21 protein-coding genes are annotated in these 21,728 nt (G+C 64.2%); 6 read left to right on the top strand and 15 right to left on the bottom strand.

The window, feature by feature from the left end; translation table 11 throughout:
* Window positions 1–3: 3 nt before the first annotated feature.
* From ileS to MQW79_RS16825, 3 genes are all read right to left on the bottom strand, one after another.
* Complete coding sequence (gene ileS, locus MQW79_RS16835) at window positions 4–3,006, bottom strand: isoleucine--tRNA ligase (RefSeq protein WP_476585615.1); 3,003 nt, start codon at window positions 3,004–3,006, stop codon at window positions 4–6.
* Between the two features lie 106 nt (window positions 3,007–3,112).
* Complete coding sequence (locus MQW79_RS16830) at window positions 3,113–4,084, bottom strand: bifunctional riboflavin kinase/FAD synthetase (protein WP_476585614.1); 972 nt, start codon at window positions 4,082–4,084, stop codon at window positions 3,113–3,115.
* 142 nt (window positions 4,085–4,226) lie between these two features.
* Entirely contained in the window at window positions 4,227–5,093 is an 867-nt protein-coding gene (locus MQW79_RS16825) for a TIGR01459 family HAD-type hydrolase (protein WP_476585613.1), read from the bottom strand.
* A 227-nt stretch (window positions 5,094–5,320) separates the two neighbouring features.
* Between MQW79_RS16825 and MQW79_RS16820 the strand changes: the two genes are divergently transcribed.
* Window positions 5,321–7,759, top strand: coding sequence for a methyl-accepting chemotaxis protein (locus MQW79_RS16820; protein WP_476585612.1), 2,439 nt, complete (start codon window positions 5,321–5,323; stop codon window positions 7,757–7,759).
* Between the two features lie 3 nt (window positions 7,760–7,762).
* Here MQW79_RS16820 and MQW79_RS16815 read toward each other — a convergent pair whose 3' ends face one another.
* The 3 genes from MQW79_RS16815 to MQW79_RS16805 form a co-directional block, all read right to left on the bottom strand.
* Window positions 7,763–8,566, bottom strand: coding sequence for an EAL domain-containing protein (locus tag MQW79_RS16815; protein WP_476585611.1), 804 nt, complete (start codon window positions 8,564–8,566; stop codon window positions 7,763–7,765).
* Window positions 8,500–9,024: a hypothetical protein gene (locus tag MQW79_RS16810; RefSeq protein ID WP_476585610.1), complete on the bottom strand. Its 525-nt coding sequence runs from the start codon at window positions 9,022–9,024 to the stop codon at window positions 8,500–8,502. The genes MQW79_RS16815 and MQW79_RS16810 overlap by 67 nt, the downstream gene beginning before the upstream one ends.
* A 150-nt stretch (window positions 9,025–9,174) precedes the next feature.
* Entirely contained in the window at window positions 9,175–10,371 is a 1,197-nt protein-coding gene (locus MQW79_RS16805; protein ID WP_476585609.1) for an ROK family transcriptional regulator, read from the bottom strand.
* Between the two features lie 145 nt (window positions 10,372–10,516).
* On the opposite strand from MQW79_RS16805, the gene MQW79_RS16800 reads away from it, so the two are divergent.
* On the top strand, window positions 10,517–11,950 hold the full coding sequence (locus MQW79_RS16800; protein ID WP_476585608.1) for a sigma-54-dependent transcriptional regulator: 1,434 nt from the start codon (window positions 10,517–10,519) through the stop codon (window positions 11,948–11,950).
* On the opposite strand, the gene MQW79_RS16795 is transcribed toward MQW79_RS16800, so the two are convergent.
* A complete protein-coding gene (locus tag MQW79_RS16795; RefSeq protein ID WP_476585607.1) occupies window positions 11,947–12,327 on the bottom strand; it encodes a hypothetical protein in 381 nt (126 codons plus the stop codon). The two genes, MQW79_RS16800 and MQW79_RS16795, sit on opposite strands and share 4 nt — an antisense overlap.
* 117 nt (window positions 12,328–12,444) lie before the next feature.
* On the opposite strand from MQW79_RS16795, the gene MQW79_RS16790 reads away from it, so the two are divergent.
* Window positions 12,445–12,981: a dihydrofolate reductase family protein gene (locus tag MQW79_RS16790; RefSeq protein ID WP_476585606.1), complete on the top strand. Its 537-nt coding sequence runs from the start codon at window positions 12,445–12,447 to the stop codon at window positions 12,979–12,981.
* Here MQW79_RS16790 and MQW79_RS16785 read toward each other — a convergent pair.
* The 3 genes from MQW79_RS16785 to MQW79_RS16775 all read right to left on the bottom strand — a co-directional run bounded on the left by MQW79_RS16785 (window position 12,978) and on the right by MQW79_RS16775 (window position 14,700).
* Window positions 12,978–13,946, bottom strand: coding sequence for a DMT family transporter (locus tag MQW79_RS16785; protein ID WP_476585605.1), 969 nt, complete (start codon window positions 13,944–13,946; stop codon window positions 12,978–12,980). The two genes, MQW79_RS16790 and MQW79_RS16785, sit on opposite strands and share 4 nt — an antisense overlap.
* Before the next feature lie 46 nt (window positions 13,947–13,992).
* Window positions 13,993–14,184 (bottom strand): hypothetical protein, encoded by a 192-nt coding sequence (locus MQW79_RS16780; protein ID WP_476585604.1) that lies wholly within the window; start codon window positions 14,182–14,184, stop codon window positions 13,993–13,995.
* A gap of 168 nt (window positions 14,185–14,352) precedes the next feature.
* The gene (locus MQW79_RS16775; RefSeq protein WP_476585603.1) at window positions 14,353–14,700 is read right to left on the bottom strand and encodes a DUF427 domain-containing protein; all 348 of its coding nucleotides are present in this window, start codon (window positions 14,698–14,700) and stop codon (window positions 14,353–14,355) included.
* A 183-nt stretch (window positions 14,701–14,883) separates the two neighbouring features.
* Between MQW79_RS16775 and MQW79_RS16770 the strand changes: the two genes are divergently transcribed.
* The 3 genes from MQW79_RS16770 to MQW79_RS16760 all read left to right on the top strand — a co-directional run bounded on the left by MQW79_RS16770 (window position 14,884) and on the right by MQW79_RS16760 (window position 17,340).
* Window positions 14,884–15,174 (top strand): co-chaperone GroES, encoded by a 291-nt coding sequence (locus MQW79_RS16770; RefSeq protein ID WP_198876031.1) that lies wholly within the window; start codon window positions 14,884–14,886, stop codon window positions 15,172–15,174.
* A 48-nt stretch (window positions 15,175–15,222) separates the two neighbouring features.
* Window positions 15,223–16,863, top strand: coding sequence for a chaperonin GroEL (gene groL / locus MQW79_RS16765; RefSeq protein ID WP_476585602.1), 1,641 nt, complete (start codon window positions 15,223–15,225; stop codon window positions 16,861–16,863).
* 231 nt (window positions 16,864–17,094) lie between these two features.
* On the top strand, window positions 17,095–17,340 hold the full coding sequence (locus MQW79_RS16760; protein WP_476585601.1) for a BrnA antitoxin family protein: 246 nt from the start codon (window positions 17,095–17,097) through the stop codon (window positions 17,338–17,340).
* Window positions 17,341–17,493: 153 nt separating this feature from the next.
* Here the strand turns inward: MQW79_RS16760 and MQW79_RS16755 are convergent, their stop codons facing one another.
* From MQW79_RS16755 to MQW79_RS16735, 5 genes are all read right to left on the bottom strand, one after another.
* A complete protein-coding gene (locus MQW79_RS16755; RefSeq protein ID WP_476585600.1) occupies window positions 17,494–18,243 on the bottom strand; it encodes a TSUP family transporter in 750 nt (249 codons plus the stop codon).
* A 27-nt stretch (window positions 18,244–18,270) separates the two neighbouring features.
* A complete protein-coding gene (locus MQW79_RS16750; RefSeq protein ID WP_476585599.1) occupies window positions 18,271–19,488 on the bottom strand; it encodes a glycosyltransferase family 2 protein in 1,218 nt (405 codons plus the stop codon).
* A gap of 85 nt (window positions 19,489–19,573) precedes the next feature.
* Window positions 19,574–19,753 carry a hypothetical protein gene (locus tag MQW79_RS16745; protein WP_476585598.1) on the bottom strand — a complete coding sequence of 60 codons (180 nt, stop codon included), beginning with the start codon at window positions 19,751–19,753 and terminating at the stop codon, window positions 19,574–19,576.
* Window position 19,754: 1 nt separating this feature from the next.
* Window positions 19,755–20,447, bottom strand: coding sequence for an ATP phosphoribosyltransferase (hisG, locus tag MQW79_RS16740; RefSeq protein ID WP_476585597.1), 693 nt, complete (start codon window positions 20,445–20,447; stop codon window positions 19,755–19,757).
* Window positions 20,448–20,601: 154 nt separating this feature from the next.
* Entirely contained in the window at window positions 20,602–21,666 is a 1,065-nt protein-coding gene (locus MQW79_RS16735; RefSeq protein WP_476585596.1) for an ATP phosphoribosyltransferase regulatory subunit, read from the bottom strand.
* Window positions 21,667–21,728: the final 62 nt, after the last annotated feature.

Raw genomic sequence — 21,728 nt, 5'->3', positions numbered from 1 at the left:
GGGTCAGAGACCTGCCGCAGCGCGTTCGCGCAGGGCCTGGGCGTCACGCGGGGAGACGTCCGGATAGTCCGGGTCGGACCCCACTTCGGGCAGCACCTTCCAGGAGCGGGCGCAGCGCTTGCCCTCTGCCAGGGCCGAAACCACCGAGACGCCGGGCACCTCGTCGAGGCGGAAGGCCTCGGACGGGCCTTCGTCCTGCTTGAGGACAACCGCGGAGGTGATGGCGATTTCGGCCAGGTCCTGGCCTTCCAGCGCCACGATATAGCGTGGATCGGCCACGAAGACGCGTGGGGCGGCTTCCAGCGACGAGCCGATGCGCTTTTCGCGACGCTCGACTTCAAGTGCACCCGTCACCACGCGGCGCACGGCACGGATGAGCTGCCACTTGGCGGCGAGATCATCGTTGATCCAGTCGGCCGGGATTTCCGGGAAGAGACGCAGGTGGACAGACGAGCCCTCTTCAGGGTGACGCTCCAGCCAGCACTCTTCCATGGTGAAGACCAGGATGGGCGCGAGCCAGGCGGTCAGCGCATTGAACAGGTGATCGAGCACGGTCAAGGCTGAGCGGCGCTTGATCGAGGAGATCGGGTCGCAATAGAGCGTGTCCTTGCGGATGTCGAAATAGAATGCCGACAGCTCGATATTCATGAAATTCGACAACAGGGTCACGACCTTGCGGTAGTCGTATTCCTTGTAGGCGGCGCGCACGCCCTGATCGAGCTGAGCGAGGCGATGCAGCATCAGGCGCTCAAGCTCGGGCATATCCGTGGGGTCGACGACGTCGTCGGCCTTGAAGTGGGCGAGATTGCCAAGCAGCCAGCGCAGGGTGTTGCGCAACTTGCGATAGGCGTCGACGGTGGTCTGGATGATTTCCTTGCCGAGGCGCAGGTCTTCCGAATAGTCGGACGAGGCGACCCAGAGGCGTAGGATATCGGCGCCGTATTGCTTGATGATGTCCTGCGGGGCAACGGTATTGCCCAGGGACTTGCTCATCTTCTTGCCTTCGCCATCCATGGTGAAACCATGGGTGAGGACGCTGTTGTAGGGCGCATGGCCGTTGGTCGCGCAGCTTTCGAGCAGGGACGAGTGGAACCAGCCGCGATGCTGGTCCGAGCCTTCGAGATACATCGAAGCCGGGAACTTCAGGTGCGGCCACTTCTGCTTGTTGCGCAGCACGAAGGCATGGGTCGAGCCGCTGTCGAACCAGACGTCGAGCACGTCCCTGACCATCTCGTAGTCTTCGGACTTGTAGTCGGACCCGAGATAGCGCTCGGCGGCGCCGGGCTTGTACCAGGCGTCGGCACCCTCCTCCTCGAAGGACTGGGCGATTCGATGGTTGACCGCCTCGTCGCGGAGGATTTCGGCCGTTTCCTTGTGGACGAAAACGGTGATCGGCACGCCCCAGGCGCGCTGACGGCTGAGCACCCAGTCGGGACGGTCGGCGATCATGGCGCGCAGGCGGTTCTGGCCTGCCGCGGGGTAGAATTTCGTGGCATCGATGGCCCTGAGGGCACGGGCCCGCAGCGTATCGCCCGCCTCGCCTTCAATGTCCTTGTCCATGTAGACAAACCATTGCGGCGTATTGCGGAAGATGACCGGCTTCTTGGAGCGCCAGGAATGGGGATACTGATGCTTCACACGGCCGCGGGCGATGATGTTGCCATGCTCGGCAAGCGCGGTGATGACGCGCTGGTTGGCGTCGCCCTTCTTGCCATTGTCATCGATGACGCGCGCCGCGCCGTTTTCGGCGTCGGGCCCGAAGCCTGGGGCGTCCTTGGTGTAGAAGCCATCGTCGCCCACGACATAGGGGATGGACGGATCGATGCCGCGCTCCTGCAGGAGGCGAGTGGATTCCATCCAGATGCCGAAGTCGTCGAGGCCATGGCCCGGCGCGGTGTGCACAAAACCGGTACCGGCATCGTCGGTGACGTGTTCGCCATCGAGCAGCGGCACGTCGAAATTGTACCCGCCGGCCAGACCGCGCAGGGGGTGGGCGGTGATAAAAGTCTCGAGGTCGGTGCCTTCAAAGTCAATCTGAAGATCTTTGAGTGTGACCTTGGCCTTGGCGGCAACTTCCGGCGCTAGTTTCTTGGCGATGATATAGATATCGCCGTTCTTGGCCCAATTTCCTTCCGGGGCATTCTCGACTTCGAAAACGCCGTAGGGGAATTTGGAGGAGAAACTGATCGCTCGGTTCGCCGGGATAGTCCACGGCGTGGTGGTCCAAATTATCACCGACGCTCTTTTGAAGAGCGCGATGCGTTGATCCGCCAGTGCATCCCCAAGAACACCCCGGCGGACGGAACTCACGTCAGCGTCAATCACCGGGAACTTCACCCAGATGGTATCGCTCTCATAGTCGGCATATTCGATTTCCGCTTCGGCCAGCGCCGTGCGCTCGACCACCGACCACATCACGGGCTTACTGCCGCGATAGAGCTGGCCGGTCATCGAGACCTTCATCAGCTCGCGCGCGATCTGGGCTTCGGCGTCAAAGCTCATGGTGAGGTAGGGATTGTCCCATTCACCCAAAACGCCGAGGCGCTTGAATTCTTCGCGCTGAATGTCGACCCATTGCTCGGCAAAGGCGCGGCATTCCTGGCGGAATTCGACGACCGGGACTTCATTCTTGTCCTTGCCCCTGGCGCGGTACTGCTCCTCGATCTTCCATTCGATGGGCAGGCCGTGACAATCCCAGCCCGGCACATAGGCCGAGTTGTAGCCCAGCATCTGCATGGAGCGGGCGACGAGGTCCTTCAGCGTCTTGTTGAGCGCGTGGCCGATATGGATATTGCCATTGGCATAGGGCGGGCCGTCATGCAGGGTGAAGAGCGGCCGGTCCTTGGCCTGCTCGCGCTGCATTGCGTAAATATCCATGTCTTCCCAGCGCTTGAGCCAGCCCGGCTCGCGGTCGGGCAGACCAGCGCGCATGGGAAAATTGGTTTCCGGCAGGAAAAGCGTGGCCGAATAGTCGGTTTCGGTCGCGCCGGGAGCGGTGTCGTTCATGGATCGGCGTTTCGTTTGGAAGAATTTGCGCGCCTTTTAGCAAGGCAGGGCGACGGGGGCAAAGGCTGATTTCTTTTCGCCTCTCCCGCGGGGAGGTGAAGGAAGCCTAGGCGAAAAAGCCCAGACGCGCGTCGAGGGCGCTGAGGGGCTTCGCCGCCGCGATCATCTCGCGTGCCTTGTTGCGGTCGCTGTCCATTGCAGCAATCAGTTCGTCGAGACCGGAAAACACTTCCTGTCCCCTGATATGCCCGACCAGGGCCACAGCCAGCGTCTGGCCATAGATGTCTTCGTCGAAGTCAAACAGATGCGTCTCAAAGGGTGGCAGCTGGTTGTCGAACATCGGCTTGCCATAGGCGGCGACCCCATCGAATAACCGGTCGCCCAACCTTGCGCGCACGGCATAGACGCCCTGGGCCAGCTGGAAGCCGGTTGGCGTGTGCGTATTGGCCGTGGGAAAGCCCAGCTCGCGGCCGCGCTGGTCACCCTTGACCACGCAGCCGTCGAAAAACCAGTGATAACCCAGGAGCCGATTTGCGGCGGTGACGGCGCCTTCCGACAGGGCGGCGCGAATGCGCGAGGACGAAATGACTTCGTCGCCTTCATCCATCAGGTCAAGCGTTTCGACCTCGAAGCCGAGACGTTCACCGGCGGCCCGCAGGAAGGCCGGAGTGCCGCGGCGCTGGCGGCCGAAATGGAAATCGGAGCCGACGATGACGCCGCGCACACCAAGCTGCTCGACCAGCATGGTCTCGACAAAGACTTCCGCCTCGTTCTGCGAGAAATCCTTGTCGAAAGGCAGGATGATGATGCCATCGAGCCCCATGGCCTCGGCGAGGCGTGCCTTGGCGTCGCCCTGGGTCAGGCGGAACATGAAGGGGGTCGGCGCAAAGACATCGCGCGGATGCGGCTCGAAAGTGAGCATCAGGGCGGGCGTGCCAGCGGCAGAGGCGCGTTCCCGCAGGGCCGCCACCACCGACTGGTGCCCGCGATGCATGCCGTCGAAATTGCCGATGGCGACATAGGCGTCGCGCAGGCTCCGGGGGACGTCGGCAAGGCTGGAGAGGCGGGTGAAAGTCAATTTGGGCTTCTCTCAGGCGAGATGGAGTGGCAGGCAAGGCTCGCCGCTCCTTCGTCACCACCCGGCCTGACCGGGTGGTCCATGGATTGCCCGGTCAAGCCGGGCAATGACGATAGAATGGAGGCACCGTGGAACATCAACACTACCAGCTTAGGCGCGGCAGGTAGCCGGCCACATGGGCGCGGCTGGGGGCGATGAGATCGGCAATCGCCTGCGGGTCCGGCTTGCCGAAGGCATCGAGTTCGGCCGCGTGAATGGAACCGGTAATGAACAGGATGTCGATACCGAACTGGGCAGCACCGGTGGCATCGGTGCGCACGCTGTCGCCGATGGCCAGAACGCGGGATTTTTCGAGGCTCCTGCCGGCGGATTTTTCGGCCATGTCGAAAGCCATCTCATAGATGGGCGGATAGGGCTTGCCGGCCATCAGCACCATGCCGCCCATGGCCGAGTAGAGATCGCCCAGCGCGCCCCCACAATAAATGATCTTGTCGCCATGCTCCACCACGCGGTCAGGATTGGCGCAGATCATCGGCAGTTTGCGGCTCAGCCAGAGTTTTGCGCGCTCGCGATACATCTCGGGCGTGTCGTCGTCGGTATCGAGATCGGTCACGACGACCACGTCGGCCTCTTCGGCACTGGTGCGGGTGACGTCGAGGCCTTCGTAGAGGGCATCATCCTCGGTCGCGGGGCCGACATGATGGATCGGCCTGCCACGATATTTCTCGATCATGGCGCGGGTGGCGTCGCCCGAGGAAACAATCGCGTCATAGGCATCGCGCGGCACGCCCAAGCGGTCGAGCATGTCGATGATGGGCCCCGAAGGACGCGGCGCATTGGTGATCAGCACCGCCCTGCCCCCGGCCTTGCGGAAGGCCCGCAGCGCCTCGACGGCCTCGGGGAAAGCCGCCACGCCATTGTGGATCACGCCCCAGACATCGCTCAACACGGCATCGTAGCGGCCGGACAGATCGGACAATCCGGCAATGGTGGGCAAGGGAGCAGTCATGTCGGGCCTTGGCGTGGAGTGGGCTCAGCGACCCTATGTGGCAATTTGCGGCCAGGGATCAAGTGAAAAGGCGGCTGTGACGCCCCAATGACGAACTCAGAGTCGCTTCATTAACCAATCGCTTCCTATGGTTCGGCCAAAGGCGAGCGCGGAGGGAGGGCCGCGTCTCGACACTTGTATTCGACGCTATGCCAGTGACAGGGTGCACTCCTTCCATGCTCAGCCAAATGAAACTTTCGCTCCGCCTCCCGCTCATGGTGGTCGGCATTGCCCTGGCCACCGGTGCGAGCCTTGGGCTTGCCGCCTATTTCAGCAGCGACCGCGTCGTCACCGAGCAAGCGCAGCAGCGTCTCAGCGCCGCCGCCGACAATGCCACGGCGGCACTCGACGCCTACCTCACCGAGGTGCGTCAGGACCTGACACTTTTTGCCAATCGCAGCGATGTCGCGGCCGCCCTCTATTCCTTCTCCGGCGCCTTCCACTCGCTCAAGGGCCAGGGTGATCCGGCCGCGCTGCTTCAGGACGCCTTCGTGGCGCAGAACCCCCATCCTGCCGGGGAACGCCTGCTGCTCGACACATCCGAAAAGCTCTCGGTCTATGACCAGATCCATCGCCAGCAGCATGACGAGTTCCGGAGCCTCCTGCAGACGCGCGGCTACTACGACGTGTTCCTCTTCGACCTACAGGGCAACAATGTCTATTCGGTGCAGAAGGAAGCCGATTTCGGCACCAGCTTTGCGGAGGGCGGTGGCGAATGGGCCGACAGCGACCTGGGCAGGGTGGTTCGTTCGGCCATGGCCGGCCAGCCTGGCGAGGTGTTCCTGACCGATTTTGCACCCTATGGACCCAGCAACAATGCTCCGGCCAGTTTCATCGCCGCCCCGGTCTACGACCAGGGCCTGCAGGCAGGCGTGCTCGCCTATCAGATGCCGCTGGGACGGATCAGCGAAGTGCTCGGGCGCACAAAGGGTCTGGGCGCCAGTGGCGACGTGTTTCTGGTCGGTCAGGATGGTCTGGCGCGCAATGACTCGGCCAAGACCGAGGCCGACGATGCCCTCACCGCCACCTTCACCGGCGACGCCATTGCCAGCGCCCTGGCGGGCACGGCCAGCATGGGTCTGATCGAGCATGCCGGACGACAGGAAGCAGCCATGGCCATGCCGCTCTCCTTTGGCGGATCGGACTGGGCCGTGGTGGCGCTCGAAAGCGTGGACGAAATCCTCGCGCCCTCGCACATGCTGCGCAACACCATGCTCGCCATCGGCGCGGTGCTGATGGCGCTGTCGGTGCTGGGGAGCATTCTCATCGCCCGCACCATTACGCGGCCGGTAGGCCGCCTGACCTCGGCGATGACCGAGATCGCCGGCAACCAGCTCGATGCCGAAGTACCGGGCCTGGACCGGGTCGACGAACTGGGCGCCATGGCCGAGGCCGTGGAAGTGTTCCGGCAGAACGGCCTGCGCATTGCGGAACTGCGCGCAACAGAAGACAGCATGAATGCCGAGCGGGCGGCGCAGGTGCGGCAGGTCGAGGCCCTGCAGGAGGATATTGATCGCGTCGTTGGCGCAGCCATCGATGGCGACTTCTCGCTGCGTGCCGGGACCGAGCTCGACAATCCCGAACTCAGGCGCCTGGCCGAAAACGTCAATGAACTTCTGGCGACGGTGGAGCGTGGCATTGGCGAAACGGGCCAGGTGCTGGCCGCCCTCGCCAAAGCAGACCTCTCCCAGCGCGTCCAGGGCGATTACAAGGGCGCCTTTGCCCGGCTCAAGGGCGACACCAATGACGTGGCTGAACAACTGGGCCAGGTCATCGTGCGGCTTCGCCACACGTCCGGCTCGCTCAAGACCGCGACCGGGGAGATTTTGGCCGGCGCCAACGACCTTTCCGAGCGGACCACGCGCCAGGCAGCGACCATCGAAGAGACCTCGGCGGCCATGGAACAGTTGCGCAACACCGTGACCGAGAATGCCGCGCACGCCGAGACCGCCAGCGGCAAGGCCCGCTCGATGTCGTCGGAGGCCGAGGCCAGCGGCGCCGTGATGAGCAAGGCCACCGAGGCCATGGATCGCATCACCCAATCCTCGGCCAAGATTTCCAACATTATCGGGCTGATCGACGATATCGCCTTCCAGACCAACCTGCTGGCGCTCAATGCGTCGGTGGAAGCAGCGCGTGCCGGTGAAGCGGGCAAGGGCTTCGCTGTGGTTGCCGTGGAAGTGCGGCGCCTCGCCCAGTCGGCGGCGCAGGCCTCGGCAGACGTCAAGGCACTGGTCGAACAGAGCGCCAGCGAAGTCAATGGCGGCACAAAGCTGGTGGCGGAAGCGGCCGAACGACTCCTCGCCGTGCAGGCCGGCATCAGCGCCAATGCCGCGCTGCTGACCGACATGGCCAAGGCCAGCCGCGAGCAGGCGGCCTCGATCGAGGAAGTGAATGTGGCGGTGCGCACGCTGGATGAAATGACCCAGCACAATGCCGCACTGGTCGAGGAGATGAACGCGGCCATCGAGCAGAACGAGGCGCAGGCCGGTGAACTCGACCGGGTGATCGGCACGTTCACGCTGGTCGCCAGCGGGCCGGTCGAAGTGGAAGAACCAGCCGAAACCGGCGCGCGCGGCCTGTTCAACGGCTTGAAGCGTGCCGTGGGCGGGATGGGCCGGCGCTAGCGGCTATTCCGCCCGGCGCAGCTGGCTCGTGACGGTGCGTGCCGAATCCAGCGTCAGGTCGGAGCGGACCGGGCCGGCGGGGGAAATATAATCGCCCTGGACCAGCACGATCTCGCTGTCGAGCAATTCGACAATCTGTCGTTCGCTGGCAATCCCTGTTGCCAGCAGCGACACCTCGAAGCGGGCCAGGTAGCTGGCGATGTCGGTGACGTGGAAGTCGGTGAAGGCCTCCGGCGTCTGGATGAAACGGCCAGCATCGACGCGCAGCGAGCGCACGCCCAATGCCGCCATGTCGGCAACGTCGACGCGCAGTGACGTCATGCCGGTAATGGAGAAGCCAGCGCCCTTGCGCACCATCTGTTCGGCGACCGCCCGTTCCTGGGTGGTGAGCGACAGCCAATCGGCTTCAGGCACGAGGAAGGTCAGCGCGCCGGCAATGGCGCGATTGGCGTCGAGGGTCACCAGGACTTGCTCGGCTGCATCTTCATCGCCCAGCGAGGCGCGGGTCAGAGGGATATGCAGCATGGCCGGCTGGCCGCCGGTGCGCGAACGGCGCGCAATGGCGATGGCTTCGACAAGGCCGGTGCCCTCGATCAGGCGCAGCGCATCCTTGCCACCACGGCGCGGCAGAAAATCGGGACCGTCGGCCAGCTCGCCATCTTCCAGCATCAGACGCGGCAGCAGATCATAACCCACTGCCCGGCGTTGGGGCAGTTTGACGATCGGCTGCACATGATGGATCAGGCGATGCTCGTCGAGCGCCTGACGCAGCATTTCAAGCGGAATGACCGGCTCGGTCTCGGGCACGATGACCTGGGCGGGCGGGCGCGGGCGGCGGCGGCAATCATGCGTGCATCGGCGCGCTCGCTCGATGCACGGGACGACGTGCTCTTGGCCACCTTGTCCTCAACCTCGGCAACGGCCTCGGCAACCTGTCGGATAACGGTCCCGAGGACCGAAATGTCGGCCTCGACGGTCTCAAGGCGCAGCGCGGCATTCACATCGGCCAGCGCGTTGATGCGCTGCCCGAGCACAGCACCAGCCTGTGCATCGGTGGCGAGCAGGCGCGACAAATCTTCAATGGCGCGCTCGAGCCGGTTTTCGGCGCGCTGGCGCAACACGCGCTCCATCAGCACGACACAGGCGCAGGCAAAGACGACAGCCACCAGAATCGCATTGGCCGGCGTGAAGGTCAGGCCAAAATAGGCCAGCGCCCCGAGGCCGGCTGCGGAAAGTGCGATCAGTGAATAGACAATAGCCTGCACTGCGGACCTGAAACCCCTGTTGGATGGCGCATGATCCGGCCGATGGACTGGCACATACTCACCCCGATCATGCCTGGTGCCGGGATTCGACAAATTTTACTTACCACCCCCCAAGACGCTGAAAAAGCGTTGCTGGGGCTCTGTCCCGCCCTATTTGGCCGGTTCAGGCTCGAACAGGTCCCAGTCGCGCGAGAAATGGCGGCGGAACAGCAACAGCTGGGCCGCGCCGAACACGGCAGCAGAGGGTCCGGCCAGGCCCGGCGCGATGCGTGGGCGCTTGGAGAGCAGCACCGGCATGGCCGCCAGATGGTGCCTGGTGCTGTCCAGCAACCTGGCCGAAATCGATTCGGGGAGGTCGCCATTGATGGTAACGAGGTCGATTTCGACCATGGCGGTCGTCGTCAGCACGGCCTGGGCCAGGGCATGACCGGCCTCGTCCAGCCAATGCGCGACCTGGGCCTCGATGGACCCCCAATCCCACTTGCGCGGCGCGCCGAGCAGGGCCGGGCCATTGGCCTCGCGCACACGCTGCACCAGGGCGTGCAGCGAGGCAACCAGATGCAGGAACGTCGCCTGGTCGGGCCGCTGATGCACGACGATCGATCCAAGATCGGCGGCATTGCCATAGGGCCCCTCGAACAGTGTTCCGGTGGAGACCACGCCGCCGCTGACAAAGGTGCCCACGAAAAAAACCGCCACGCCCTTGGGTCGGGGAATCGGCTGCACCGTGATTTCGCGCCACGCCCCGGCGCTGCCGTCATTGGCCCACATGGCCGGCAGGCCCGTTTCCCGCGTCATCCGTGCGGCAATGTCGATGCATGCCCAGGCTTCTTGCGTGCCGGCGGGTGCGCCAAGACGGTCGAGCAGCGGCCCGAACTTGCCCGGCGTAGTGACGCCGATGCCGGCCAGGCGCTCCCGTTGCGCGGGCGTCAGCCCCGCCAGCAATGTCTGCACATCGGCGGCAATGGCGCCGAAAACAGTGTGCGGATCGGGATAGGCATAGCTACGGCGGGTAATGGCCACCGGCTCGCCGGCAATATTCTGCAGCAGGACTTCGAAATGCTGCCAGCCGATCTCGACGCCGATCGAATAGCCGCCCTGCGGATTGAGCCGGTAGGGCGTGGCCGGCTGGCCGCGTCGTCCGCGCAACACCTCGCCCCGGATGACCAGCTCCTTCGCCTCGAGTTCGGAGAGGATGCGCGCAGTCGTCTGGGGCCCAAGGCCCGAGCGCCGGGCGATGTCGGCATTGGAGACGCCGGGCACGCCGGCAATCAGGCTGAGCACCGCGCGCTCGTTGGTGAGCCGCACACCCGTCTGGGTAATGCCGCGCACGATGGGTTCGAACACGTCTTCGTCTGACTCATTTCGCATGGGGTGAGAGATAAACGTGCTTTTGGTGGGCCACGCAAGAACGGAATATTTACCCTAATCCGCAACAGTCGGGACAACGACAAGAACGGTCCGGTTGCGGACGAACCAGGGTAAGTTTCGCATGACGATGACGAGCGGTAGCGACAATGCGCTGTGCGGTCGGCTTTTGCTGATCGATGCCGATGTTGCCTGCGCCCGCCAAACCGGCAAGACCCTCAGCGAAACCCTGCTTGTCCCGCCCGAAATTGACCATGCCGCCACCGGCCGGGCGGCGACCGACCTGCTGCGCAAGACGCGCTACGACGTCATCATCGCCGATCTCGACAGCCTGTCAGACCTCGCCGCCACCATTGAGGATGGCATGCACCGGCTGGTGCGGCTGGCCGAAGGCGCGCTGATCCTGGCCGTCGCCGGCAGTGGCTCGGTCAGTGCGGCGCTTGGCGCCATGCGCGCCGGAGCCCATGACTATATCGCCAAGCCAGTCAGCGGCGCGGCCCTGGCCGGCCGCCTCGGCGAACTGGCGCAGCGCCATGGCCGTCCGCGTTCGCTGGGGGTCGAGGCCGAGATCGAACCGGTCGTGGCCGATTTTGCCGGCTTTGTCGGCGCTTCCAGCGCCATGCAGTTCCTCTACGAGCAGATCGGGCGCGTCGCCGCCTCTTCGGCACCGGTTTTCATCACCGGCGAAAGCGGGACGGGCAAGGATGTCTGCGCCGAAGCGCTGCATGCCAAGGGTCCGCGCGCCGGCAACCGTTTCGTTGCCATCAATTGCGCTGCCATTCCGCGCGACCTGATGGAAAGCGAATTGTTCGGCGTGGTGCGGGGAGCCTTTACCGGCGCGCATGAGGATCGCAAGGGCGCGGCCGAACTGGCCGATGGCGGCACGCTGTTTCTCGATGAAGTGGGAGAACTCGACCTGTCGCTGCAGTCAAAGCTGCTGCGCTTCCTGCAGACGGGCACGCTGAGCCGCGTCGGCGAGACGGCCGCGCGCAAGGTCGACGCTCGGGTAATCTGCGCCACCAATCGCAATCCCATGCAGATGATTGCCGACCGGCAGTTCCGTGAGGACCTGTTCTATCGCCTGCATGTACTGCCCATTCACCTGCCGCCGCTGCGTCAGCGCCCCAGCGATATCATGGTGCTGACCCGGCATTTCCTCGCCCGCTATGCCCGCGAGGAACACAAGAGCTTTGCCGGAATCACCCAGGATGCCGCCGCGCAGCTGACCGCCGCAGACTGGCCGGGCAATGTGCGCCAGCTGCAGAACCTGGTGCGGCGTCTGGCGGTGATGTTCGATGGCGGGGAAATCACCGCGGCGATGATCAGCGCGGCCGACATAGAGTCCAGCGTCTCCGCCCCTGCCCCCGCTGCGGTGGAGGCCCCGCGCGCCGACCGCCGCAACATCCTGCCCATGTGGCAGCAGGAGCAACGCATCATCGAGGACGCCATTGCCACATTCGGCGGCAATATCTCGATGGCCGCGGCAGCCCTCGAAATCAGTCCCTCCACCATCTATCGCAAGCGCCAGAGCTGGTCGGAAATGGCCGTGGCCGGTTAGGTCAGCGCTACCGTGATCGCCAGCACGAAGAGCAAAGTCACCAGCGGCGTCATGGTCAGCCGCTCGGCACGGCTGCGCGAAATGGCGTTGACCACGATTCCGAGCCCCATATAGCCGGCCACGACCCAGGTTCCCGGCGCGACCCAGCTGGCTTCGGGCCAGGCCGGGATGAGCCCCGCTCCCATCAGGATGACCGCCGAGAACAGCGCATAAAGGACAATGGCCACGGCGCTGCCGATGCGCAGGCCCAAAGGCAATATGCGATTCTGCCCACCCCAGGCGAAGTGGCCGAGGGGCGCGCCCAGTGCCAGTGCGAGCTGGAAGATCGCCAGACCCGCCATGAGAATGGTGAAGATGATTGCGGCCGTCGCTGCCATGTTGCCCCCCTGACGCCGCCCTCAGATTGGGTAGAACCGACCCGTCTTCAACCCTGCTGCCAGGGGCTGACGCAGGATCAGGCGATCAGAAAATCCATTCACTGACGGAGAATTGCCATGACCACCGGCCACGTTTTCATCGGTACCAGCCTTGATGGTTTCATCGCGCGCAAGAACGACGACATTGCCTGGCTGACCGAATATCCGACCCTTGGCGAGGACCATGGCTTCAACGCCCATATGGACCGCGTCGATGGCGTCATCATGGGTCGCGGCACCTATGAAGTCATCAAAGACATGCGGCCCTGGTATTATTCCAAGCCGGTCGTGGTGCTGAGCCGTTCGCTCGGCCAGACAGACATCCCCGTTGAAATTGCCGACAAGGTCGAGGTGATGAATGCCGGGCCGGAAGAGGCCATGCGGATTGTCGGTGAGCGCGGCTGGAAGGCGGCCTATGTCGATGGCGGGACGGTCATCCAGTCCTTCCTGCGCGCGGGGCTGATCGAGGACCTGGTCATCAGCCGCATCCCGGTGCTGATCGGCGAGGGCATTCCGCTCTTCGGGCCGTTGGAACGCGACCTCATGCTGGAGCATGTGCGCAGCCAGGCCTTTCCCTCGGGCTTGGTGCAGTCCGTGTACCGCGTCAAACGCTAGGGCGTGTTGGCTTCGCGAGCTCTGGCGCGGTCGAGACCCAGCCAGCGCTCGCGCAGGATGACGGCAATGCCGGAGCCAACGATGATGATGGCGCCGACGACCATGGTCAGGGTTGGCACGTCGCCAAAGATGGCGAGGCCGATGACGATGGTGAGGATCAGCGAGACATATTCGAAAGGCGCGATGACCGACATGTCGGCATGACGATAGCAGTTGGTCAGCAGCAGCTGGCCGATGCCGCCGAAAAAGCCGGCACCAACCAGCAGCGCCGCCTGCTCGGGCGTAGGCCAATGCCAGCCCAGCGGCAGCGTCATCAGGCTCAGTAGGCTGGCGCTGATGAAAAAGTAGGTGACGATGGCCTCGCTGCGCTCGGTCTGCACGAGGGTACGGACCTGCAGCATGGCAAAGGCGGAGAGGATGGCGCCGAACAGGGCCGCCACTGCGCCGATGGCCTCGGCATCGCCCAGCCCGGTATCGCTCGAAAAGACCGTGAGGCGCGGCCAGAGGATGATCATGACCCCGACCAGGCCGACGAGAACGGTGGTCCAGCGGAAAATTTGGACCCGCTCCTGCAGCAGCACGGCCGAGAGGATGACGATGATCAGCGGCGAGGCATAGCCGATGGCGGTGGCTTCGGGCAGCGGCAGGCGCGTCAGGGCAAAGAACCCCAGGCTCATCGAGGTGACGCCGATCAGCCCGCGCAGCACGTGACCAAGAGGACGTTTCGTCCTGAAGGCATGGCCGAGATTGCCGCGCCAGGCAAGCCAGGCGAGAACTGGCAACAAGGCAAAGAAAGAGCGGAAGAACACCATCTGCCCCGAGGGGATGGTTTGCGTGGCCTTGAGCATCGTCGCCATGATGACAAAGCAGAAGACCGAAGCGACCTTGAGCGTGATACCGCGAAGCGGGCCGCCGGAAGGTCCGGCGGCGGGCTTGGTTTCGGGCGCAGCGGCAGGCGCGGTCACGTCAGGTCCTGTTCCGGGGCCGGCTGGCGGCCCCGTCGTTCAAGGCTTACTTGCCGGAAGCTTCCAGCTTTTCCCGGGCGATACGCGCGGTGGCGAAAGCCTTGTGCTCTTCCCCGACGGCGCTGCCGGTCTTGACGACCTTGCCATCGGCATCCTGGATGACCCAGTGCCAGTTGGTGTTGGGACCGACGCCGCCCTTCCGGGTCAGCTTGATTTCGTAGTTCGATTTTTCGCTCATGAGGGTGCTTATGGCCCAGAGTTGGGGGTGGGGGAAGGGGTAAATTGCGGTCGCCATCGGCGAACTGTCGTGAAGCGTCCGTGTCGATAATCCCTACGGGGCCGCCATCCACGACCGACGCAACCCGCCTTGGCACATGGCCCTCAGGTCAAGCCCGAGGGCGGAGCACTAGACTTCTGTCACGCTCAGTTTCACCCGCTCGCCACCAAAGGTCAGCAGATCGCGGATGGGTTCGTATTCACCATCGGCAAAGGGATAGTACCAAGCTTCGTCGACGCCGTCGGCGGTGAGCGTCTTGATGGTGTAGTAGTGAGCTGCCCCCAGGCCATCGTCGTCGCGCTTGGTATCGGACGCTTCCAGGATCTGGGGATGAACGTCCTCGAGGGGCAGGAAGATGCGCGGTTCGCGGTCCGGCCGTTCCAGACGCATGGCCTTGACCGAACTGGCGATCTCGGCGTCATCGAAATAGACGTGGACCCTGCCCGGGACAGGCGTGACGGTGGCGGTTTCGGCCATTGAGCGGCTCCTTTGACCCAATCATCGTTCTGTCTTTAACGCATGAGAAAAAACATAGGTTCACGCGCCTTGACTCTGCTCCTGCGCGATCCCTATATCCCGGACAGCCTGTTAGCACTCATGCTTTGCGAGTGCTAACAGGTCCGAAATTGCATTCAGAAATGATGCCAAGAGGAAAAAATCATGGGCTTCCGTCCCCTGCATGACCGCGTGGTCGTCCGTCGCGTCGACAGTGAAGAAAAGACCAAGGGTGGGATCATCATTCCCGATACCGCCAAGGAAAAGCCCTCCGAGGGCGTGATCGTTTCCGTGGGCCCCGGCGCCCGCGACGAGAATGGCAAGGTTGCCGCTCTCGACGTCAAGGCCGGTGATCGCGTGCTCTTCGGCAAGTGGAGCGGCACCGAGGTCAAGCTCAATGGCGAAGACCTGATCATCATGAAGGAAAGCGACATCATGGGCGTGATCGAGGCCTGAGGCTTCGCTCTCCCCTTGTCGTTCAACTCATTCTAAGGAGCGCCTCACATGGCCGCTAAAGAAGTAAAGTTCTCGACCGACGCCCGCGAAAAGATGCTGCGCGGCGTTAACATCCTCGCCAATGCGGTGAAGGTCACCCTTGGCCCCAAGGGTCGTAACGTCGTCATCGAAAAGTCCTTCGGCGCCCCGCGCATCACCAAGGACGGCGTCTCGGTGGCCAAGGAAATCGAACTCGAAGACAAGTTCGAGAACCTCGGCGCGCAGCTGCTGCGCTCGGTCGCTTCCAAGACCAACGACATTGCCGGTGACGGCACCACCACTGCGACCGTCCTGGGTCAGGCCATCGTGGTCGAAGGCGTCAAGGCCGTCGCCGCCGGCTTCAACCCGATGGATCTCAAGCGCGGTATCGACCTGGCCGTTGCCGACGTGATCGGCTCGCTCAAGGGCTCCGCCAAGAAGATCACCTCGTCGTCCGAAGTTGCCCAGGTCGGCACCATTTCGGCCAATGGCGAAGCCTCGATCGGCGACATGATCGCCGAAGCCATGCAGAAGGTCGGCAACGAGGGTGTGATCACCGTCGAAGAAGCCAAGACCGCTGAAACCGAACTCGATGTCGTTGAAGGCATGCAGTTCGACCGTGGCTACCTCTCGCCCTACTTCGTGACCAATGCTGAGAAGATGACGGCGACCCTCGAGGACCCGTACATCCTGCTGCACGAAAAGAAGCTCTCGAACCTGCAGGCCATCCTGCCGATCCTCGAAGCCGTTGTGCAGTCGCAGCGCCCGCTGCTGATCATCGCCGAAGACGTCGATGGCGAAGCCCTGCCGACCCTGGTCGTCAACCGCCTGCGCGCCGGCCTCAAGGTCGCTGCCGTCAAGGCCCCGGGCTTTGGTGACCGCCGCAAGGCCATGCTGGAAGACATCGCCGTCCTGACCGGCGGCCAGGTGATCTCGGAAGACCTCGGCATCAAGCTCGAGAACGTGACCCTCGACATGCTCGGCACTGCCAAGCGCGTTGAAATCACCAAGGAAAACACCACCATCGTCGATGGCGCCGGCACCCAGGAAGATATCCAGGCCCGCGTCGGCCAGATCAAGGCCCAGATCGAAGAGACTTCTTCGGACTACGACCGCGAGAAGCTGCAGGAGCGCCTGGCCAAGCTCGCCGGTGGCGTTGCCGTGATCAAGGTCGGCGGCTCGACCGAAGTGGAAGTCAAGGAACGCAAGGACCGCGTCGATGACGCGCTCAACGCGACCCGCGCTGCCGTTGAAGAAGGCATCGTGCCGGGTGGTGGCGTTGCCCTGCTCCGCGCTGCTGCCGCCATCAAGGCCAAGGGCGCCAATGCCGACCAGGAAGCCGGTATCGCCATCGTGCGCCGCGCTCTCCAGGAACCGGTGCGCACCATTGCCAATAATGCCGGCGCCGAAGGCTCCGTCGTCGTGGGCAAGATCCTCGAGAACAATTCGGCCACGTTCGGCTACAATGCCGCAACCGGCGAATATGGTGACCTGGTTGCCACCGGCGTCATCGACCCGGTCAAGGTTGTCCGCACCGCGCTCGAAGACGCTGCTTCGGTCGCATCGCTCCTGATCACCACCGAGGCCACCATTGTGGAAGCCCCGAAGGCTGACGCTCCGGCAATGCCGGGCGGCGGCGGCATGGGCGGCATGGGCGGCATGGATTTCTAAGGCTGACGCCTTAGATCCTTCTCGCTCACGGGCCGTATCGTGGTCGGCGCACTGCCGACCACTGGCCCTCCGCGTGGGCGGCCGACGGCCGGGCGACCTTGTCGCCTGGAGAACAAGACTTCGAGGTTCGTCTCTTCCCAGTCACGAACTTCGTGGAAGGCCCCGGTGGAAACACCGGGGCTTTTTCGTATTCGTGCGCTAGAATGGCCCGCAACAACGCCAGAGGATTTCATGCGTACACCCCGGCGCGGAAGCGCTATCGATCAGGCTGAAGCCGCCTTCAAGGCCGCAACAACCCGCCCTGCGGAACAGTCTGCCGAAAAACCTGAAAGCAAGCCGGCCACACCGCCCCCGTCCAGGGAAATGGTATCGCTGCGGCTCGACCGCGCCGTGCTCGAATATTTCCAGGACGATGGCCCGGGCTGGCAGGACCGGATCAATGCCGCCTTGCGCGTGGCGGCGGGACTGGACGAGTAGCTGAAAGCGCGATCCACCCCCACCCGGCCTCCCCCTGAAACAGGGGGAGGGGCCGGCCGGCGTGCGCTCCTCTATCGAAGCAAACTCGATACATCCCTCCCCCTTCTTCAGGGGGAGGTTAGGTGGGGGTGACTGCGCAGGCGGCCTTCTCGCCTAAGGGAAAAACAGCAGTTTTACAGCCAGCGCGATGGACACCACCACCACGAGTGGCCGGATCACCCTGGCGCCGTAGCGAATGCCTGTGCGCGCGCCGGCATAGCCGCCGATGATCTGGCCCAGGGCCATGACGAGCGCCACCGGCCAGACGACATTGCCCTGCGGAATGAACACCGCCAGCGCCGCGAGGTTGGAGGTGAAGTTGAGCACCTTGGTGCTGCCGGTGGCGCGCGTCAGCCCGAGGCCGAAGAGCAGCACGAAGCCGATGGTGAAGAAGGAGCCGGTGCCCGGCCCGAAAATGCCATCGTAAAAGCCGATGACAAAGCCCATGGCCGGCACGAAGGGCTTGAAGGGCAGGCGCGCCGCGCTGTCGGCGTCACTGAGCTTGGGCGCGAACAGAAAATAGAGCGCGATGGCAATCAGCGCGACCGGCACGGCCACGGTGAGCAGGCTGGTGTCAATCTTGCTCACAATCATGGCGCCGATGAAGCTGCCTGCAAAGGTGAGCGCGATGGCCGGAACAAGGCTTGGCAGGTCGACGAAACCGCGCCGCCAATAAGTGAGCACGGCCATGCCCGTGCCGACAATGGACTGCATCTTGTTGGTGCCCAGGGCCGCCACGGGCGGCAGGCCCGCCGCCAGCAGGGCCGGCACCGTGATCATCCCGCCGCCGCCGGCAATGGCGTCGACAAAGCCGGCAAGCATGCCGACTGCCATGAGGGCGAGCAGAATGAGGGGGTCAAGCATTGGCTTGTCTTTTCTTGGCGATTGCCGTCAGGCGTCGGTATGGCGGCGATGGAACCGGTCGTCGGGCGCAGGCTGATCGACCAGGCGCCGTTCGTCGATGGGAATATTGATCATGGACGACATGAAGGCACTCATCATCAACTGGAAGCCGGTGACAAGGGCCGTCATGGCCAGGATCACCGCACGCAGGGTGGCGGTGGAGTTGAGCGGCCCGAAATCGCGCCTTGCCCATTCCAGCACGCCCCAGCCCATGGCGACAAAACCCGCCAGCATGAGCAGCAGGGCCACCAGCAGGATGCGTTCAAGGCTCAGGCTTTCGAGCAGCCGGTCATAGGAACCGGATCGGGGAATGAAGCCATAGCGCGAGGCAAAGCGCCGCCCGATAATGGCAAAGGCAATGGCCTGAGTACCGGTGATGACACAGAGCGCAGCAACCAGGAGGGTGTGGACGCCGAAGGTCACATTGCCGATCTGGAGCGGACCGCGGAGCAATTGCGTGCCCACGAGAAGGCCCGCACAGAGCAGAACCAGGCCGGGATAGAGAAACAGCCAGCGCGGCGAAAACAGCAGCAGGAAGCGCAGATGCCGCCAGCCGTCGCGGAAGGACCGCAGATGCGGTGGGCGCGAGCGGCCGTCCTTTTTCAGCGTCGTCGGCACTTCGCGCACGTCCAGCTGGCCCAGCGTCGCCTTGACCACCATCTCCGAGGCGAATTCCATGCCCGTGGTGCGCAGGTTGAGATCGCGGATGGCGTCGCGCCGAAAACCGCGCAGACCGCAATGGAAGTCGCGGATCCGGGTCTTGAAGAATAGCCGCCCGAGAAAGCTCAGGACCGGATTACCGATATAGCGATGGTGCCAGGGCATGGCCCCGGGGGCAACGCCCCCGGCAAACCGGTTGCCCATGACGAGGTCGGCGCCGTCGCGCAGGGCCGCGATGAAGGCATCGAGATTTGCGAAGTCATAGCTGTCATCGGCATCGCCCATGATGACGAACCGGCCGCGGGCATCGGCAATGCCGGCGGCAAGCGCCGCCCCATAGCCGCGCTGCGCCGCCGGGACGACACGTGCACCATGCTCTTCGGCAATGGCCTGGGACCCGTCGGTGGAGCCGTTGTCCGCGACCAGCACTTCGCCGGAAATGCCTGATCGCGCTAGAAAGCTGCGTGCCTTCTCGACGCAGACGGCCAGCGTCTCCGCCTCGTTGAGACACGGCATCAGAATAGTCAGTTCAAGCTCTTCGGCCACGACGCCCCTCGCCGCATGATTGGGCCCTTGTGCCGTGATTTGGGCACGCGAGGCAATGGCTTGCCCCCGGGGAGCAATGGCCGTGTCAGTCGCCGCCGCCGCCGTCGCCATCGTCGCCGCCAACAGCCTCGGGGCGGGGATCGGTCGCGACGACGGGCTGGCCGTCATCGACAGCCGTGGGTTTGGCAGCGGGCCTGTGCATACCGGCATAGACGATGGCACCGGTGCCCAGCAGCACGAACAGCAGGACGAAGGCCAGTTCCATTTTACTGCCCCAGCCTGGCGAGCAGGTCGTCGAGCACGGCCTTGCGCCCGGCAGACCAATCGGCGGTCCTGGACACGATCAGATTGGCCTCGCTCTTGAGCATCACGCCATCTTCGAGCACACGCAGGCCATTGGCTGCCAGCGTCGAGCCTGTCGAGGTAATGTCCACCACGATGTCTGCCACACCCGAGGCCGGTGCCGCTTCGGTGGCGCCGAGACTTTCGACAATCCGGTATTCGGCAATGCCGGCATTGGCGAAATGCTGACGGGTGATGGTGATATATTTGGTGGCGATGCGCAGCCAGCGGCCATGGCGCGAGCGGAAATCCGAGGCGACGTCGGCCAGGTCGTGCATATGGGTCACGTCGATCCAGGCTTCGGGCACCGCGATGACCACGTCGGCATGACCGAATTCGAGGTCACGCGCAAAAGTGACGGAGGCCGGCCCCGCCTCGCTGGTCTCGTGGATAAGGTCGCGCCCGGTAACGCCCAGATCGATGCTGCCGCGGATCAGTTCGCGGGCAATTTCCGAAGCCGGGAAGAAGCGCACCGTCACCTCGGGCAGGCCTTCAACGGCCCCCAGATAGGACCGGGCGCCGCCCGGGCGCGTAATGGTGAGTCCACGCTGGGCGAACCATTCGCGGGTCAGTTCTTCAAGGCGCCCCTTGGAGGGTACGGCAAGGGTAATGGTCATGGCGCCGCTCCTCGATAGGCTTGACAAACCCCCACCCAACCTCCCCCTGAAGGAGGGGGAGGGGCGGACCGGTGCAAGGCCGCTGGCTCTGTCAGAGACTCGATGGGGCTCCTCCCCCGTCTTCCGGGGGAGGCTGGGTGGGGGTCTTGTATCTTCATTTCGGCCACTCCGCTTCCAGGCGATCGACCCAGAGGGCGCAGCCCGAGGCCGCGATGGGGGCCTTGGCACCGAGGCGTTCGAGCAGACGGTCATACTGCCCGCCCGAGACCAGGACCGTATCGCCCTGCCCTCGCATCTCGAAGACGATGCCGGTGTAATAGTCGAGGCGCGGCGAAAAGCTCGCGTCGAACGTGACCCGCGCTTCGCCCAGGACATCGAGATGGCGGCGAATGGCCTTCATCGGCGGCCCGAGGAAAAGGCGGTGCTTTTCGGCCAAAGTCTCGATCTGGCGCAATGCCGAGAGTGCATCGCCCTTGATGGCGAGATAGTCGCGCAGCAGTTTCAGCGTCGCGGCCGGAACATGCGCTGCGTCGAGCGCCTGTTGCTCCAGATAGCGGTCGGCAATCTCGTCGGGCGTGCGACCATCGGAAAGGCTGAGGCCCGCCGACACCATGCGGGCGGTGACGTCCTCGACCAGTTCCTCGCGCGAAGGCTGCTCGCTACGCGGCAGGTCCGGCGCCTGTTCGAGGCGTACCAGCAACCGGTCCATGGCCTCGGTGTGGCCGAAGCGATGGCGGATGCGCGAGCGCCAGGCATCGGGCATGTCGGCCTGCGCCAGCAGGGTCTCGAACATGCCGACACCGCCGAGCTTGACCTGCGGGGTGATGCCGTAAAGCGAGAGCGCGGCGCGGGCGAAGGTCAGCACCTGATCGAGGGCAATATCGCCGTCAGGCTGGGCCAGAAGCTCGATGCCGGCCTGATCGAACTCCGCCGGCCCATTGTCGCGCTGGCGGAAGATGGGGCCGAGATAGGAAAAAGCGGCCGGCTCACCCGCGCCCTGCTCGATATAATCGGCCACGATGGGCAGTGTGAAATCGGGCCTGAGGCAATATTCGGCCCCGGTCAGGTCCGTGGTCAGCAGCAGCCGGCGACCGAACTCTTCACCCGCCAGATCGAAATAGGGGTCGGCATCGAGCAGCAGCGGCGGGGTGGCGCGGCAGCCTCCCTGGGCCTCCACCAGCGCTTCGAGCTGGGAGCGGCGATAGGCGGCATTGGTCATGCGAACCCCCTCTTCACCTCTCCCTGGGGGGAGAGGTCGACCCTCTTGGGTCGGGTGAGGGG

It is taken from the genome of Devosia sp. Micro-HW1 (assembly GCF_056341075.1).
This window is presented reverse-complemented; position numbering and strand designations above follow the sequence as displayed.

Coding starts and splice junctions, on each gene's coding strand:
- ileS (WP_476585615.1), bottom strand. CDS start 3,006: ATGAACGACACCGCTCCCGGCGCGACCGAAACCGACTATTCGGCCACG.
- MQW79_RS16825 (WP_476585613.1), bottom strand. CDS start 5,093: ATGACTGCTCCCTTGCCCACCATTGCCGGATTGTCCGATCTGTCCGGC.
- MQW79_RS16820 (WP_476585612.1), top strand. CDS start 5,321: ATGAAACTTTCGCTCCGCCTCCCGCTCATGGTGGTCGGCATTGCCCTG.
- MQW79_RS16800 (WP_476585608.1), top strand. CDS start 10,517: ATGACGATGACGAGCGGTAGCGACAATGCGCTGTGCGGTCGGCTTTTG.
- MQW79_RS16795 (WP_476585607.1), bottom strand. CDS start 12,327: ATGGCAGCGACGGCCGCAATCATCTTCACCATTCTCATGGCGGGTCTG.
- MQW79_RS16790 (WP_476585606.1), top strand. CDS start 12,445: ATGACCACCGGCCACGTTTTCATCGGTACCAGCCTTGATGGTTTCATC.
- MQW79_RS16780 (WP_476585604.1), bottom strand. CDS start 14,184: ATGAGCGAAAAATCGAACTACGAAATCAAGCTGACCCGGAAGGGCGGC.
- MQW79_RS16775 (WP_476585603.1), bottom strand. CDS start 14,700: ATGGCCGAAACCGCCACCGTCACGCCTGTCCCGGGCAGGGTCCACGTC.
- MQW79_RS16770 (WP_198876031.1), top strand. CDS start 14,884: ATGGGCTTCCGTCCCCTGCATGACCGCGTGGTCGTCCGTCGCGTCGAC.
- groL (WP_476585602.1), top strand. CDS start 15,223: ATGGCCGCTAAAGAAGTAAAGTTCTCGACCGACGCCCGCGAAAAGATG.
- MQW79_RS16760 (WP_476585601.1), top strand. CDS start 17,095: ATGCGTACACCCCGGCGCGGAAGCGCTATCGATCAGGCTGAAGCCGCC.
- MQW79_RS16755 (WP_476585600.1), bottom strand. CDS start 18,243: ATGCTTGACCCCCTCATTCTGCTCGCCCTCATGGCAGTCGGCATGCTT.
- MQW79_RS16745 (WP_476585598.1), bottom strand. CDS start 19,753: ATGGAACTGGCCTTCGTCCTGCTGTTCGTGCTGCTGGGCACCGGTGCC.
- hisG (WP_476585597.1), bottom strand. CDS start 20,447: ATGACCATTACCCTTGCCGTACCCTCCAAGGGGCGCCTTGAAGAACTG.
- MQW79_RS16735 (WP_476585596.1), bottom strand. CDS start 21,666: ATGACCAATGCCGCCTATCGCCGCTCCCAGCTCGAAGCGCTGGTGGAG.